Source organism: Breznakibacter xylanolyticus (assembly GCF_003254275.1).
Classification (GTDB): domain Bacteria; phylum Bacteroidota; class Bacteroidia; order Bacteroidales; family Marinilabiliaceae; genus Breznakibacter; species Breznakibacter xylanolyticus.
Genome location: NZ_QKZK01000002.1, coordinates 142,866 through 158,291 on the forward strand (window position 1 = coordinate 142,866; position 15,426 = coordinate 158,291).

Annotated in this window: 14 protein-coding genes; 4 read left to right on the plus strand and 10 right to left on the minus strand. The window is 44.4% G+C overall.

Annotation, left to right across the window (positions count from 1 at the left end):
• Nucleotides 1–38: 38 nt before the first annotated feature.
• The gene (locus LX69_RS01785; protein WP_170124189.1) at nt 39–1,406 is read right to left on the minus strand and encodes a DUF4270 family protein; all 1,368 of its coding nucleotides are present in this window, start codon (nt 1,404–1,406) and stop codon (nt 39–41) included.
• A gap of 285 nt (nt 1,407–1,691) precedes the next feature.
• Between LX69_RS01785 and LX69_RS01790 the strand changes: the two genes are divergently transcribed.
• A complete protein-coding gene (locus tag LX69_RS01790; RefSeq protein ID WP_111444097.1) occupies nt 1,692–2,699 on the plus strand; it encodes a Kelch repeat-containing protein in 1,008 nt (335 codons plus the stop codon).
• A 79-nt stretch (nt 2,700–2,778) separates the two neighbouring features.
• Here LX69_RS01790 and LX69_RS01795 read toward each other — a convergent pair whose 3' ends face one another.
• Both LX69_RS01795 and LX69_RS01800 read right to left on the minus strand, forming a co-directional pair.
• A complete protein-coding gene (locus LX69_RS01795; RefSeq protein WP_245934914.1) occupies nt 2,779–3,510 on the minus strand; it encodes a LytR/AlgR family response regulator transcription factor in 732 nt (243 codons plus the stop codon).
• 397 nt (nt 3,511–3,907) lie between these two features.
• Nucleotides 3,908–5,029 (minus strand): sensor histidine kinase, encoded by a 1,122-nt coding sequence (locus tag LX69_RS01800; RefSeq protein WP_170124190.1) that lies wholly within the window; start codon nt 5,027–5,029, stop codon nt 3,908–3,910.
• A gap of 24 nt (nt 5,030–5,053) precedes the next feature.
• Between LX69_RS01800 and LX69_RS17675 the strand changes: the two genes are divergently transcribed.
• Together LX69_RS17675 and LX69_RS01805 are read left to right on the plus strand one after the other, a co-directional pair.
• The gene (locus LX69_RS17675; protein WP_170124191.1) at nt 5,054–5,227 is read left to right on the plus strand and encodes a hypothetical protein; all 174 of its coding nucleotides are present in this window, start codon (nt 5,054–5,056) and stop codon (nt 5,225–5,227) included.
• 208 nt (nt 5,228–5,435) lie between these two features.
• Nucleotides 5,436–5,837: a hypothetical protein gene (locus tag LX69_RS01805; RefSeq protein WP_111444100.1), complete on the plus strand. Its 402-nt coding sequence runs from the start codon at nt 5,436–5,438 to the stop codon at nt 5,835–5,837.
• A 68-nt stretch (nt 5,838–5,905) separates the two neighbouring features.
• Here LX69_RS01805 and LX69_RS01810 read toward each other — a convergent pair whose 3' ends face one another.
• Nucleotides 5,906–8,068 carry a cation:proton antiporter gene (locus tag LX69_RS01810; RefSeq protein WP_111444101.1) on the minus strand — a complete coding sequence of 721 codons (2,163 nt, stop codon included), beginning with the start codon at nt 8,066–8,068 and terminating at the stop codon, nt 5,906–5,908.
• Between the two features lie 94 nt (nt 8,069–8,162).
• On the opposite strand from LX69_RS01810, the gene LX69_RS01815 reads away from it, so the two are divergent.
• Entirely contained in the window at nt 8,163–8,705 is a 543-nt protein-coding gene (locus tag LX69_RS01815) for an NUDIX hydrolase (RefSeq protein WP_111444102.1), read from the plus strand.
• Nucleotides 8,706–9,340: 635 nt separating this feature from the next.
• Here the strand turns inward: LX69_RS01815 and LX69_RS01820 are convergent.
• The 6 genes from LX69_RS01820 to cobT all read right to left on the minus strand — a co-directional run bounded on the left by LX69_RS01820 (nt 9,341) and on the right by cobT (nt 15,424).
• Entirely contained in the window at nt 9,341–10,264 is a 924-nt protein-coding gene (locus LX69_RS01820) for a 3-phosphoglycerate dehydrogenase (RefSeq protein WP_111444103.1), read from the minus strand.
• 115 nt (nt 10,265–10,379) lie between these two features.
• Nucleotides 10,380–11,450: a 3-phosphoserine/phosphohydroxythreonine transaminase gene (gene serC / locus LX69_RS01825; RefSeq protein WP_111444104.1), complete on the minus strand. Its 1,071-nt coding sequence runs from the start codon at nt 11,448–11,450 to the stop codon at nt 10,380–10,382.
• A 156-nt stretch (nt 11,451–11,606) separates the two neighbouring features.
• On the minus strand, nt 11,607–12,323 hold the full coding sequence (locus tag LX69_RS01830; protein WP_111444105.1) for a 2-phosphosulfolactate phosphatase: 717 nt from the start codon (nt 12,321–12,323) through the stop codon (nt 11,607–11,609).
• 186 nt (nt 12,324–12,509) lie between these two features.
• On the minus strand, nt 12,510–13,232 hold the full coding sequence (locus LX69_RS01835; protein ID WP_111444106.1) for a lysophospholipid acyltransferase family protein: 723 nt from the start codon (nt 13,230–13,232) through the stop codon (nt 12,510–12,512).
• A 19-nt stretch (nt 13,233–13,251) separates the two neighbouring features.
• On the minus strand, nt 13,252–14,325 hold the full coding sequence (locus LX69_RS01840; RefSeq protein ID WP_170124192.1) for a mechanosensitive ion channel family protein: 1,074 nt from the start codon (nt 14,323–14,325) through the stop codon (nt 13,252–13,254).
• 46 nt (nt 14,326–14,371) lie between these two features.
• Nucleotides 14,372–15,424: a nicotinate-nucleotide--dimethylbenzimidazole phosphoribosyltransferase gene (gene cobT, locus LX69_RS01845; protein WP_111444108.1), complete on the minus strand. Its 1,053-nt coding sequence runs from the start codon at nt 15,422–15,424 to the stop codon at nt 14,372–14,374.
• Between the last annotated feature and the right edge of the window lie 2 nt (nt 15,425–15,426).

Genomic DNA, 15,426 nt, shown 5'->3' on the forward strand with positions numbered 1-15,426 from the left:
TATCGTTGCAGCAATTAGAGCCTGACTCACACCAACCATTAACGCCGCTCTTGGTCGTAACTATAATAAAACAGTTTTATAAACGAACGACTGTTTCGCCCTAATGACCCGCCAGCAAATGCAATTCCGTCGACGGAACTGTTAAATGATTCAGAAGGAATGGTCAGTACCAGTCCATAATCCTTATAATACTCATAATTGGCAAGCATGGTATTTAAATATGAGGTCACATCGTAAGAATAATAGGTATTGACATTCTCAGCTCCATCCTTCACCAGGTTGCCGGTTAATGTTTTTTTGTTGGCATCAGTATAATATTGTTCTACCCCATTCACCTTATTGAGCAGACCAATTGAGATGGCCGATGGTAAATTATTCAATTCATAGGTTCCCTCCGCCGGACGAACATACAGAACCGCTTTCACAAAACGCCCCATGTCTTTAAATGCCACCAAACGCTCCAAATAAGGGATATCCACACGAGTTTGAAAACCTGTACCAGCATGCGTCAAGCTCATGCCAAGATTGTCGGCCTCGTCCAATCGATTCAGCTCAGTCCACTCACCCGATTCAATTTTTCCTGCCAATTGGCTATTTTCCAATTCAAGGTCGATGTGATTAAATTGATATGAGGTGCCTTTGAGAGTAATACGACGACTGATTTCCTGTATTTCACTTCCCACCTTGTGTGAATAAACCTTGATGTACCCAAGCGTATCAGACATAGAGAAACCCAACAGAGCTTTGTTATCAGGATGATCGCCCTTCAACACAAACCCTTTAAAAATATCATCTATTGTAGTTCCTTCAGTAGGTTTCGTATTGATAAACGACCAGACTTCCTGTCCCAGGTCATCCGAAAGACGAAACTCAACGATTTTTTTCCCAACATTGGGTTGAGGCCAAAAAGCGTGAGAACCAACCGGATCGGTATCATGCGTAAAGCTCTGATTATTGAAATAATAATTGGTTCTATCGGCATTCTTCGACTCAAACATTTCATTCATGCGATAAACATCAAGTATAAAAGGCTGCATGGTATCACCTTTGCAATAGCCCGAATATTTAAGCACCATGGTCAACGAATCGAAAATCTCTTTTTCATCGGGGATGCCCGCCGAATAAGTCATGGCCATATATGAATGCGCCGAAGAAGTTCCCACCCCGGGCTGCAGATGTGTTCCCACCAATGCCACACCCATGCCTGATGTTTGTATCGAATCGACCCGAATGGTCGAAAAGCGAATCGACACAGAATCAATCATCTCAGCATAAGTAGAGGACTCAATAAACTGTCCACCCACATCCACGCCATCCTGATCACCGGAACTGCAACCGAATCCGCCAGTCATCATCAAACCGGACAGGAAAACACCTGCGAAAACCTCAAGCCACTTTTTTCTCATATACATCTTCATTCAATAATTTGCTTCAATAAAATTCAAAACTACGCTGATGGGGCGAAACTGCGAATTTTTTTCAATCAATCGGGTATTTGCTTCTATAAAAAACTGTATTTTTATCAAAATTTCTGCAAGGTAGTTATTATCGGTTGAAATGCGTCGTTTGCCCCTTAAAAATTGGGATTTCATTGAATAGATACCTTGCTGACATCAACATCGTTTTATATTTGCTTAAACCATTATAATTATTTAAAAATGAATGCAAAAAGTTGGATAAAATGGCCTTTAATGGCGCTCTTACTTTCCTTGACCATGACCGCATGTAGCGACGATGACGAAGAAGAACTGGTGGGAAACTGGACTAAATACGACACCTTTACCGGAGCTCCTCGCAGCGGTGCCGTTGTATTTGTGATCAACGAAGAAGTATACATGGGGCTCGGTTACAACAGCGAAGAAACCAAACGTTATCAGGATTTTTATAAATATAACGTCAACAAAAAAGAATGGACTAAACTGAAAGATTTCCCGGGTGTAGGTCGCAACAAAGCTGTCGCGTTTGCGGTGGATGGCAAAGGTGTAGTCGGTTCGGGTTTTGATGGAAAAAACAAATGTAAAGACTTCTGGGTCTACAATCCGGCCACCGACGAATGGACAGAAACCAACGAATTCCCCGGAGATGCGCGCTATGGTGCTGTGGCTTTCGCAATTGGCGACAAAGGTTATGTAGGAACCGGATACACTGAAGATGGTGCAAAAAAAGATTTCTACCAATTTAACCCGGCTGACAACTCATGGGTGGCCATCCCTGAAATCCCCGGTGACAAACGACGCGATGCCACTGCATTTGTAATCAATGACAAAGCCTATGTGGTATGCGGATCGAACAATTCCACCGTATCCAAGCAGCTATATGTATTTGACCCATCGCTTTTGGGTGGAACTGGATCGCCATGGACTGAGAAACGTAAAATCTATAACGTCAGCGACGAGAGTTATGATGATGACTACTCAACCATCATCGGCACCAATAAAGTATCGTTTGTCATGGGAGGCTTGGGCTATGTGACCACCGGCGGCAGCGGCACACCCGGTAAAATCACTTGGGAGTACAACCCACTCACCGATCTTTGGACTGAAAGAACCAACTTTGAAGGTGTTGCCCGCAACGAAGCCATTGCATTTACCGTTGGTGACAAAGGTTATGTTGGTCTGGGTAAAACATCATCTCTCGACCTGGACGATATCTTTGTGTTCGACCCCACAGCTGAAGTTGACGAAAACGACAACGATTGATCTCAATCAAATAATTCTATAAAAAAAGGCAGATTAAAAATCTGCCTTTTTTTTTTGCGTTTCAGCCCCGCATCACTTCTTACTTTTGCCCCTCAAACAGATGCGCCTGCACAGCATCACGATAGGATTTGCCAATAGGAATAGGCTCCTTCACCCCTTCCAAAATCAACATATTCCCATACAACGATTTCACATGCTGCGAATTGACAATATATGACTTGTGAACACGGATAAAACGGTTCTGTGGCAAAGTGTTTTCGAGATTGCGCAACGACTCAAGCGTAATGATCTTTTCATTTTTACAAAAAAATGAAACATACTCCCGAAGTCCCTCAATGTACACGATGTTTTCGTAACGAATCCGGTGCACCTTATGATCGGCTTTAATGGCAATGAACTGATCTAAGTCAGTTCCTGAATCGCCTCCCGCAACAACTGACGCAGAAGCTGCAGCCTCTTTAAGCATACGGTCGTTTACCTTGTTAATGGTTTGCACAAAACGCTCAAACGAAAAAGGCTTGAGCAAATAATCCAACACATCCAATTGATAACCTTCAATGGCGTATTCCTGATAAGCAGTGGTAAACACCACCAGAGGTTTACGCGTGAGTGACTTCAAAAAATCAACTCCGCTGATATCAGGCATCTGAATATCGAGAAACAACACATCACAGCCACCGGTTTGAATGGCCGACAAGGCGCTCACCGGGGAAGCAAAACTGCCCACCAACTCCAAATCGGGAAACTTACTAATGTAATCCTGCAACAGAGCACGGGCAGGAAACTCATCATCCACAACAATACATTTCATTTTCATATGATTATAATTTGTTTTTCATTGGCCATATGGAACTCGCCAATAGTCATCCTTGAGCGTGAGCAAGGCTTGCTATGGGCTCGTTTCATGTGTTTAAAAAAGCATTAACACTTGATTATCATGACACAAGGAAAAGAAGAGGTTTAATCATCTACCTAAATGTCGCTTGGTGACCGTCATGATTGTTTCATGTATAATTAATTATAGCCCCCTCATCCCCCCAAAAGGGAAATCGAAGCTGTTTCGTTTAATCCCATTTCACGACTGGACATTTTGCGCTAATGAATTTTTACATTTCAATAATTCTGCACATCGGCGAATCATTATACACCTGCGTGTCGGAGTGTTAGTGATGCCCCATTTCATTCAATAAAAAAACCATGCACAAACGTCACTTCAACTCTAATACCAACTCAACGCGGTACTCTTTATCTTTACGCTCAATATCCAAACGATGTTTTCCTGGGTACAGGAAATTTAAACGCTTCTTCACATTCTCAATGCCGATTCCCCCCATGGGATCGACCTGCACGGCCGTAGATGGCAGACTGTTAACCACCACGAAATAAAGCTTGTCGTAAGCCGTGGTGAGCTTCATGTGCATCCACCCGTGACGCACGTCCTCAATTTTACTGTGCTTGAAACAGTTTTCAACAAAGGGAATCAGGAGCATCGGCTCAATCTTGAGCATCCGGTCGGCTCCATCCATTTCCATCACAATACGAGGTTCGCCTTCAATCTTGATCTTCTGAAAATCGACATAATGATAAATGTAGTCCATCTCACGCCCCAGCGGTACTTTTTTATCCTCCGACTCGTATAGCACAAACCGAAGCATGTCTGAGAGTTTCAGAATCATATCGGGAGCCTTTTCGGATCGCAACCTCGACAAGGAATAGATATTATTGAGGGCATTGAACAAGAAATGAGGATTGATTTGCGATTTAAGGAACTTCATCTCGGTCATCAAATTTTCAGTCACCAATGCCATCTCACGCTGACGGCGCATCCGCGTTTCGTTCATCATCCAAAAAATGGTGCTGATAAACAAAATCCCCAAGGCCGACATAAATCCAAAGGCCATGGTTGGCCCCATTAACAGAGGTTTCAACATCAGCCTTCCTCTCTCTCCGTCGGGCAATGGAGGCACTCCTTCACGCCCCTCCATTCCGTTAAAATGTTCGGGAAACCGCCCCATACGCTCCTTAAATTCATCTAACCCAAACCAATGCTCAGTATATTGAAACATTAATGTGGTAATCATCAACAGAGCCAGCGTGATGAGGATATACCCAAGGTATCGGCTTTTAGCAATGTAACGGGGCAACAGTACATAAATATTAACATAAAACAACAATGAATTAACCACCAACGCCCGCAACACATAAAACCAAGCCAACGACAAAGTATCAGCACTGGCAATAGGCACTGAAAAAACCAAAAAACTATATCCCACCCAAATGGCAGCATGGGCCAGGATTTCCATCCACTGATTGAAAACACTCTTATTCATACTACAAAAATAAACGAATGCGGCATGTGGAAAAAAAATATCAATCAAACGCACCATTTCAATAACCAGGCGCAAGATTACGCCAACCAACCTCCCCCCCATACCACCGCCACACGAAAAAAACAAACAACACCTCAGAAAGACGAACATCCAAACCCACAACCACCAAGGAATCAAGCAATGACTATCATCAATTAAAAATTAGGGAAAAGATGAAAAAGATATTTCCATTTTCAAAACAGCATTCTATATTTGCGACAGGATAGATGCGGTTTATCCCATCGAAAAACAACACTAAAGGGGTGTTGAAAAGCCCGATTTTTTTTGAAACCTTTCCACTGGAAATCGTTAAAAAGAAAAACAAGCAATCTAAATAAATATCAAAATACTATTTTAATAGGTCAACATGAACAATAACAAGCCTCGGGTAATTAAGGATTACGAAAAGCTGGATGTAGCTATTCAAGAGAGAATTAAAGAAACCTATCCCAACGGGTACGGAAATGCGCTGATTTCCATTACCAATAAAGATGGCATGTTAATTAGCGCCCTTCCCTTCGAAACTGAAGACCGCTATTATTTGGTCAAGATGCCCGTGAGAGAAACCAAAATCATTGACGAAGAAGATGACTTTGTTGAGGATGTGTTCATTAAAGATAGCGGCAAGCCAGATTTGGATGCTGAATTTAAAGACGAATTTGGCAACGACGAAGAGGCCGACGAAGCCGATGACGCTGAAGAAGACTTTGACGATGACGACGATGACGATGTGGCCGTCGAAGAAATCGAAGATGAAGACGAGGATTAATTCTCGGATATGATACCCAACAAAAAACCATCGCAACAGATGGTTTTTTTGTTTTTATAGTTTCGGACTCATCTCCGACTTAGCAAGTGGCTAATGGTACGAGCCATTTGCTCAATGCGCTGTAAATTGGCTTTAAGTGGCTCAAATGATGAAATATTCTGCACTCCCGGCTCACTATTCCACTCCCCTGCCTGAACCGGATAAATGAGAATATAGTTGTGACCCTGAAAATATTTATTCAAATAATCAGGAATGCGCACCATGGCTCGATGATATGACACATGTCCCTTACGGCTCATCACAATCAGCAACATGTCGTCTTTTTTAATTTGTTTTGCCAACACCAAAAAATCATCCCAGTCGGTAAACTCATAAAACAAAGCCTCCACCGGATGGCGCAAATGCACATGTCGAATCACCGCCAAGGTTTCGGGAGCCGCAAAAAACACCAACGTAGAACCACTGTTACGTCCCAAGTTCCATATTTTAGTTAACCAGTTCACAAAACCGATTTCCTGTTCGGCGTATTCGGGAATAAACACCAGCGTGCGCTTAGCTGTAGCCAAAGGCTGAAAGGGCTTATAAACGAAGGTCGTGGCATTGCTGTTGGCCAGCAAACCATCTGTGAGTCCTCCTAAAAAAGAGTCGGAGATGTTTTTCTGATGATGAAGTCCAAGAATCAAATCAGAAATGGTTTTCTCCCTCACCACACTTTTAATACCATTGATCACATCCTGATCGTATCGCATCAGTTGCTGAAAAGCAACATCGGTGGCAGCCCCAATGATTTGAGCCTTTTCGAGCATCTGTCGGGCATTTTTCTCTCCATGGCCCACTCCTTCGTTCGATTTAATGACATTGAGCACAAACATCCCCTCGTGATTGTGGCGCGATTTAAGAGCCACACTCAGGTGAATCAAATCTTCGGCTGTCTCAACATTATTGACCGGGATTAATATCCGCTCATCACACAAAGAAGGCTCCTGACTTCTGTCTGTCTGAGCGGCATCAACAAGAGCCAATAGCTGAGCCCCCCTTTGCGTGGCAAAGGATGACACCGTGCATGTAACCAAAATCATCAGGATGGTTCCATTCAGGATACTGTCATTGAGCAAACGAATGGGTTCTCCTCCGGGATCTGATCCCAAAATGATATTATATCCCACTAATACAGCGGCCAAAGTCGCAGCAGCTTGAGAATTGCTCAAGCCAAAAATGACCTTACGCTCGTCTGTGGTATAACCAAATGTTTTTTGAGTCAACCATGCAGCCAAATACTTGGCTCCCATTGCCACAGCCACCATCACTCCCCCCACCTTAAGCGCCTCCCAATCATAAAAAAAAGCACGATAATCGATGAGCATCCCCACCCCTATCAGAAAAATAGGGATAAATAAAGCATTGCCCACAAATTGAATCCGATTCAGAAGAGATGAAGTATGGGGGATGAGCCGGTTAAGTCCCAATCCGGCTAAAAATGCCCCAATAATTGCCTCAACACCGGCCATCTCGGCCATGAACGCAGCCAAATACACCATCGCTAATACAAAAATATATTGCGAAACATGATCGTTAAACCGCTTAAAAAACCATCGCCCCAACATGGGGTAACCAATCAACACCACTGCGCCAAACACGACCATCGACACACTCAATTGAATCCAAAACAAATTGGTGAGTTCACCGGTTGCCATACCGGCCACCACTGCCAGCACCAATAAAGCCAACGTGTCAGTAATCATGGTTCCGCCAACGGCCACCGTAACGGCTCGATTACGAACCACTCCCAACTTACTGACAATCGGATAAGTAATCAGTGTATGCGAAGCAAACATACTGGCCAGCAACACGCTCGACATCAGCGACAATCCCAGCACATACACACCGGCAACTGTTCCAATGCACATGGGAATCAAAAAAGTGTAAAGTCCAAATACCAGGCTGCGTCCACTGTTTTTTTTAAATTCGGCCAAATCGATTTCGAGTCCTGAGAGAAACATGATGTATAGAAGCCCGACCGTTCCAAAAAGAACCACACTGCTATCGCGTAACAACAAATTAAACCCATTTGGGCCAATGAGCGCACCCGCAATAATGAGCCCAATTAAATAGGGGATTTTCAACTTATTGAGCAACAATGGAGCAAATAAGATCACAAAAAGAATAAGTGAAAATATCAACACAGGGCTCGTCAGTGGTAATGAAAAATCGATGGCAGCAAGAAATATCATACACCCAAAAGATTATTAAAGTCCGCCAATGATAACAAAAAGTCCCCTGTTTTCCCCGATATTTGGACTGATTTAAACACAAAAACCCACAATTATGACACACCCCGGAAAAGTGCTTCACTACTGCCCCAAGTGCGGGAGTAGGGAATTTCCCTTCGACGGACACAAATCGTTTCGATGCCGACAATGCGACTTCCACTTTTTCATCAACACAGCTGCGGCAATTGCGGCTGTGATTGAAAACGACCGGGGTGAAATATTGCTCACCCGCCGCGCCTTTGCTCCCAATCAAGGCATGCTCGACCTGCCCGGAGGATTTGTTGACCCTTTGGAATCAGCCGAAGAAGCACTCAGACGTGAAATAGACGAGGAATTACATCTCGAGGTAACCCAAAGCCAATACCTGATTTCGTTCCCCAATGAATATGTTTTTTCTAATTTTACGGTGTATACAACCGATTTAGGTTTTGTGGTGCGGGTGAAAGACTTTTCCCACATCACGGCCTGCGATGACATCAGCGGTTATTTATTTGTAGCTCCCGGGGAGATCGACTACACACAAATCTGCGCCCCTTCTATTGAACGCATCATCCGATATTACTGTGCATGTCGCTCACATGATGCCATCAATCAATAACAACCACTGTTTGAAAGGCTTGTGCATTTCATTACTCAAGAAACACGAGCCCTCTCAAAGCTTAAACACGTCATGTTTATTCTTCTCACACATCAGCATCTCCGACGGAAAAAAAGAGAAACTGAATGCATAAAAAAAAGACCCGGTACGTTTACCGGGTCTTTTTTAAAATCAGACAGTCTGAATAAAAACCAATTGATAAAGAGAAACTAGAGGCATCAAAATTCAAAATCAGAAATGTACAAAACCTGAATTAAAAAGACTGTCTGACACACTGTTTCAACCATTAAAACCTAAAATTTACGAATCACAATTGCTATTGATTATCGAATGCATTTAATACTTTACACGATTACAAAACACAAGCTGAGAAAAAAGAACCATTTGTTATTCCCGTAACCCATGGTCATTTGTTCTGATACAAATATAAAACCGTTATGCCGATCAGAAATAACCATAACTTCGTGAAAAATGAAAAATAAAGTTGCATTTACAACACCCCAAAAAGGGGGGCTATCCCGGGGAATTGGAAGCAGAACTTTTTACAAACAACTAATAATCAACACATCCAACACACCATAATCAAAAAGCCCGCTTTGTTGAAGCGGGCTTTTTGATTCGTACTAGCACAAAAATTACTTGTTCACACGGAAAGTTTCATCACCTTTTTCGAAAAAAGCGACAATTTGGCGGGCAGCAGCCACACCGGCATTGATATTGGCCTCTTCGGTTTGAGCTCCCATCTTTTTAGGAGTGAAGAAATAACGACCGGCAAATTTATCAGCAAACTCCTGTTTGTTGCCCGGTTCGATATCTGAAACGTAACGAAAATCGGCACGCTCACTCATCAATTTCACCAAGTCCTCTTCGTGAATCACCTCTTTACGGGCAGTGTTAATCAGCATTGCACCTTTAGGCATCAACGACAACAAACCATGGTTGATCGATTTTTTAGTTGTTTCTGTTGCAGGGATGTGCAGCGATACGAACTGGCAAGTTTTATACAACTCTTCAACCGTAGCCACAGGCGTTACTCCATCGGCCATCATTTTTTCTTTGCTCACAAAGGGGTCGAAAGCAAACACTTCCATCCCGAAACCTTTGGCAATTTTAGCCACATAATAGCCAACATTTCCATAAGCATGAATACCAATTTTCTTACCACGCAACTCAGTTCCTGAAGTACCGTTGTAGTTGTTGCGCACCAACATCACCATCATACCGAAAGCAAGTTCAGCCACGGCATTGGCATTTTGTCCGGGAGTGTTCATGGCCACCACGTTGGCAGCCGAACAGGCAGCCAGGTCGAGGTTATCGTAACCGGCACCGGCACGAACCACAATCTTCAATTCTTTTGCAGCGGCCACAACCTCTTGAGTAATCAAGTCGGAACGCACAATCATGGCATTGGCATCCACCACAGCATCGAGCAATTGCTGAGGCGTTGTATATTTTTCTAACAATGCCAATTGATATCCGGCACCTTCAACGATACCACGGATTTGATCAAGAGCAATTTTGGCAAAAGGCTTGTCGGTAGCGACTAATACTTTTTTCATTTGATATTATAGTTTGTATGTTTCGGAAAATAAAACAGTTTTTAAGAAAAGAACTGCCCATAAACGAAAATAACCGGACAAGCGAACTGTCCGGTTAGTATCATTTTGCCAGTCATTAGTGGCTTTTGGTAAATTCGTTCATCACATCGATAAGAGCTTTTACGCTCTCGATGGGCATGGCGTTGTAAATAGAAGCGCGGAAACCACCCACAGAACGGTGACCTTTGATATCGACCATCCCTTTGGATGAAGCAAATGCCTGGAATTCTTTTTCAAGTTCGGCATATTCGTCTTTCATCACAAAGCAAACGTTCATGATAGAACGGTCTTCGGCATCATTAACAGTTGCCTTAAACATTTTGCTGCTGTCGATGGCATTGTAAAGCAATTCGGCTTTTTCGTTGTTGCGTTTGTGCATTACTTCCAAGCCACCGTTTTGTTTCAACCACTTAAGGGTTTGCAATGCTGCATACACAGGAAGTACAGGAGGCGTGTTGAACATCGATTCTTTTTCCATGTGTGTTTTGTAGTTCAACATGGTAGGGATAGGACGCTCAACTTTACCCAATACATCTTCGCGAACAATGGCGAAAGTCAAACCGGCAGGAGCCAGGTTTTTTTGTGCACCACCATATACAATGGCATATTTAGAAATATCCATTGGACGAGAGAAGATGTCAGAAGAAGCATCAGCCACCAATGGAATATTTACATCCAGATCTTTTTTAATTTCGGTACCGTAGATGGTGTTATTGGTTGTGATGTGCAAATAATCAGCATCAGTGGGCACACTCCACCCTTTGGGGATGTAGTTGAAATTTTTATCTTTAGAAGAAGCCACTTCAACCACTTCGCCAAACAATTTGGCTTCTTTAGCAGCTTTGTTTGCCCACTCTCCGGTAATGAGGTAAGCCGCTTTCTTGTTCATCAGGTTATAAGGCACCATGCAAAACTGCAAGCTGGCACCACCACCTACGAATACCACTTCGTAACCGGCTGGCACGTTCAACACTTCTTTGAACAAGGCACGCGTTTCGTCCATCACGGCAACGAATTCTTTGCCCCGGTGCGACACTTCCAACAACGACAAACCAGTTCCTGCGAAATTCAAAACTGCTTCGGCAGTATTTTTAATGGTAAAATCCGGCAAGATAGATGGACCGGCAGAAAAGTTGTGCTTCTTCATGGTGTAAATTTTGTGATGGATCTAACGTATTTTATTGAGCTTATAACAACTGTTATTTTGGATGGCGCAAAATTATTAAAAATGATGAACTAATTCTCTAATCAGACTATTTTTTTCGAGTATGAACTCCACCCGGATGCAAGCACCTGATGCGCCTCAGGCTTCGACAGGTACCAAACGCTCCCCGTCGAGCAATGGGATGATGTTTGACAAATCGGGCGTGTGACAATAATCAATCACATCATCGAGACCATGCTTGGCCAAACGCGCCTTTTGAGCTGCCTTCAGCACATAGTTCTGCAAATCGTGATGCGCAACCTGCCACAAATCGAGGGCAGCATTGGTGGCATCGCAAATGGTTTCGAACGCGCCGCTACCGATGAGCTGATGCGCCAAAGCTCCGGCGTACAAAGTATCTTCGAGGCTGAAACGATTCTTCCATCCGGCACACAATATCACCACATCGCGTTTTTGGGCAACAATCCATCTGGCCAAAGCCGAGATGTTAAAATAGGCACCTACCACCACGTGATGGGCTCCGGAGGCCATTTGAATGGCTTGTGTCCCGTTGGTGGTACTGTAAACGATGTCGCGACCGGCCACCCGCTCTGGCGTGAAATTGAACGGTGAATTGCCAAAATCGGCAAAGTCGAGTACCAAGCCGTCACGTTCGGCGGCAACCATATAGCCCTTTTCTTTGCAAGCGCGAGCTTCGTCAATGGTTCCGATAGGGATGATGTGCTTCACACCATTCATAAAAGCGGCACAAATGGCCGAAGTAGCCCTGAGAATATCCACCACCACCACCACCGATTCGGGGTTGTGGTGCAACGAATAAAGAGCCGGAGAGACGCAAACGTCAATTTTATTCACAAAACAAAATCAATTAGTATTAGTATTCTAATGCAGTTTAGAAAAGGTATTGTTGTACTCTTGCACTCATTACAACAATCATATTCCTATTTATAGAAGCTGTTGACAGGGTTCGTTTCCTCTCATCCCCGGTTTCACAATCAAACTCCGTTTTCACTAAACCAAACGACAATCATCCATACTCGTTTAAAACCCACTGTTGATATCGGTGCGAATACGATCCACCAATGCCTCCTCGTTGCCTTTGTATTGCTCAATGTCAACCGGTTGATGTATCACCAAACGCACCCTCCCGGGCAACAAATTGAAGAAACCGCTCCCCATCACCTTATGAGTGTTGACGATGGTGACGGGCAGGATGGGCAAATTCAGGTCGTATGCCATTTTAAACGCACCACGCTTGAACTTGGCCAACTGATTTTTCCCGGTACGCGTACCTTCGGGAAATATAACCACCGAAGTTCCTTTAAGCAGTTTCGATTTGGCCTCTTCGAGGGATTGCATGGCGGCCTTGGGTGAAGATCGGTCAATAAAGATGTGCCCCACCTTTTCGCAGGCCAACCCGATGCCAAAAATTTTACGAAGCTCTTTTTTCATGATCCACCGAAAGTCAACCCCTAACCATCCATACAACAAAAAGATATCGTAAGCACTTTGATGATTGGCCACAATGATGTATGATTGTTTGCGGTCGATGTTCTCGCGTCCGGTCACCTTCACCCACATGGGAGTGATGAAGCCCACGGCACGTGACCACCAAATGCCGCCAATTCGGTTGCCCATCCGTTGCGATACGACCAACGAAAAAAAGATGGCACAGAAAGAAGCCAATAAACTCAACACAATCATCAACGGCAGGTAAACCAACCATTTATATGGCTGATAAACGACCTTGTAAATCTTCTTCATCTCACAAACTGATATTGGATTAATTATCTTTTTTCATTTGAATGGTGGTGATGGGGAACGGAATTTCGATGCCCTCTTGCTTAAAGCGTTTGTGAAGGCGTTTGACAAACTCGTGCTTCAAAGGAAATTGAAATACAAACTCTTTAGCCCGAAGTCCAACCGTGAAATTGACGCTATAAGCACCAAAAGTGTGAAAACGCACCACGGGGTTCCAGTCAGCCACAGCTCCGTCAACAGATTGTAACACCTCTTTAGCTACTTCAATAACAACCTTCTCGACATGATCAAGATCCGACTGGTATCCCACCCCCACTTCGATAGGAACAGAAATTTCAAGGTCGGGTTTACTGAAATTGCGAACCGTGGATGCAGCCAGTTTGCTATTGGGAATCACAATAATGCGATTGGGGAGTGCACGAATGGAAGTGGTACGCCAACTGATGTCCTCCACAATGCCTTCGTCGGCCGACTCAAGCTGCACATAATCTCCCGGCTGAATGCTTTTTGATGCCAAAATCTGCAAACCGGCAAACAGGTTCGACAACGTATCCTGCAACGCCAAAGCCACGGCCAAACCACCGACCCCCAACGCTGTAAGCAAAGGCGTGATGGAAATGCCCATGGATTGTAAAATCACCAATCCCCCCAACACATATACAATTCCCTTGAGAACCAAACCAAATATACTGGTAGACTTGGCAACCCCTTCCTGCTTGGACTGATACAAGGTAATGGCCTTAGAACCAACACGAGCCACAAACACCGTCACCAAAAACACCAGGGCGACTTGAATGAAGCGCTGTGACAATCCTGCCCATTTTTCATTGAAAGGCAAATAAAACACGGCAAAATAAAGCCCGATGAACAGGAAAAAGAACTCCACCATATTTTGTAGTGACTCGATGACAATATCATCACCCTCCCACTCGGTTTTATCAGCCAGTTTTTTTAACCAAACCAACAACACCCGCTTTATGAAAATTCCAATTAATACCGCCGAAGCCACGATGATTCCGGCAATCATCAGCTCGTTCATGGTCGGCGCTTGCGTGAAAAAAGTCTTTCCGGTAAATGACGTTACTTCAGGCACCATTGCTATCATATTTATTGATGAAACAAAATTTTAACTGACAAAATCATCAAACTTTCAACACTTCATTGGCTGTATTGAACACCCCGGCTTCATCAAAGGAGGTCATGTGATTAAACATCTCCACAGCTCCTTTAATGACCGGATAGGCCACGGCAGCCCCGGTCCCTTCGCCCAATCGAAAATCAAGATGCATGATGGGTTCACCATTGAGAAAATCGACCATCAGACGATGGCCACGTTCGTGCGAGAGATGTGAAAAAAGCGAATAATCGAGCACCAACGGATTGATGGCAGCCGCAGCCATGAGCGCCGATGTGGTGATGAACCCATCGGTGATGATGATCATACGCCGGGAGGCAGCTTCGAGCATGGCGCCTGCGATGGTGGCAATTTCCAGCCCTCCAAAACGAGCCAAATTCTCAATCGGATTCTTTGAAATGCCATGCCGGGTAATGGCTGCCTGAATGACCTGAGCCTTGTGGCGCACCCCCTCGTCGGAAAGACCGGCGCCGGGCCCCACACAATCGGGAACCGACAAGCCAGAGAAAACCGACAACAACGCCGAAGCCGGTGAAGTGTTGCCAATTCCCATCTCACCAAAACCCAGCACATTACTGCCCCGCTCGGCCATCATAGCTGTAACATCACGGCCATTTTGCAAAGCCTTGCGACATTCGGTGAGCGTCATGGCCGGTTCGCGGTAAAAGTTACGGGTTCCTTTGCGAACCTTTTTATCAATAAGATGCGGATGCGCCACAAAGTCGAAATCGACGCCGGCATCCACCACAAACAATTCAAACCCATAAATGCGGCTGAACAAGCCAATGCCCCCACCACCATTGATAAAATTCATGCACTGCTGCCAGGTGATTTCGACCGGACAGGAGCTGACTCCCTCTTCGCAAATATGATGATCGGCCGCCACGGTGAGCATGACCGGATTGCACAGTTGAGGTTGAAAAGTCCCCTGAATGAGTGCAATTTGCCTGGCAATGCGTTCCATCTTGCCCAGGGAACCAACCGGCTTGGTCTTTTGATCAATCTTATACTGAATGGCATCGGCCATCTCGTGATGAAGGGGTGGAATATTCACCGTCATAA

Coding starts and splice junctions, on each gene's coding strand:
- LX69_RS01785 (WP_170124189.1), bottom strand. CDS start 1,406: ATGAGAAAAAAGTGGCTTGAGGTTTTCGCAGGTGTTTTCCTGTCCGGT.
- LX69_RS01790 (WP_111444097.1), top strand. CDS start 1,692: ATGGCGCTCTTACTTTCCTTGACCATGACCGCATGTAGCGACGATGAC.
- LX69_RS01795 (WP_245934914.1), bottom strand. CDS start 3,510: ATGAAATGTATTGTTGTGGATGATGAGTTTCCTGCCCGTGCTCTGTTG.
- LX69_RS01800 (WP_170124190.1), bottom strand. CDS start 5,029: ATGAATAAGAGTGTTTTCAATCAGTGGATGGAAATCCTGGCCCATGCT.
- LX69_RS17675 (WP_170124191.1), top strand. CDS start 5,054: ATGTGGAAAAAAAATATCAATCAAACGCACCATTTCAATAACCAGGCG.
- LX69_RS01805 (WP_111444100.1), top strand. CDS start 5,436: ATGAACAATAACAAGCCTCGGGTAATTAAGGATTACGAAAAGCTGGAT.
- LX69_RS01810 (WP_111444101.1), bottom strand. CDS start 8,068: ATGATATTTCTTGCTGCCATCGATTTTTCATTACCACTGACGAGCCCT.
- LX69_RS01815 (WP_111444102.1), top strand. CDS start 8,163: ATGACACACCCCGGAAAAGTGCTTCACTACTGCCCCAAGTGCGGGAGT.
- LX69_RS01820 (WP_111444103.1), bottom strand. CDS start 10,264: ATGAAAAAAGTATTAGTCGCTACCGACAAGCCTTTTGCCAAAATTGCT.
- serC (WP_111444104.1), bottom strand. CDS start 11,450: ATGAAGAAGCACAACTTTTCTGCCGGTCCATCTATCTTGCCGGATTTT.
- LX69_RS01835 (WP_111444106.1), bottom strand. CDS start 13,232: ATGAAGAAGATTTACAAGGTCGTTTATCAGCCATATAAATGGTTGGTT.
- LX69_RS01840 (WP_170124192.1), bottom strand. CDS start 14,325: ATGGTGCCTGAAGTAACGTCATTTACCGGAAAGACTTTTTTCACGCAA.
- cobT (WP_111444108.1), bottom strand. CDS start 15,424: ATGACGGTGAATATTCCACCCCTTCATCACGAGATGGCCGATGCCATT.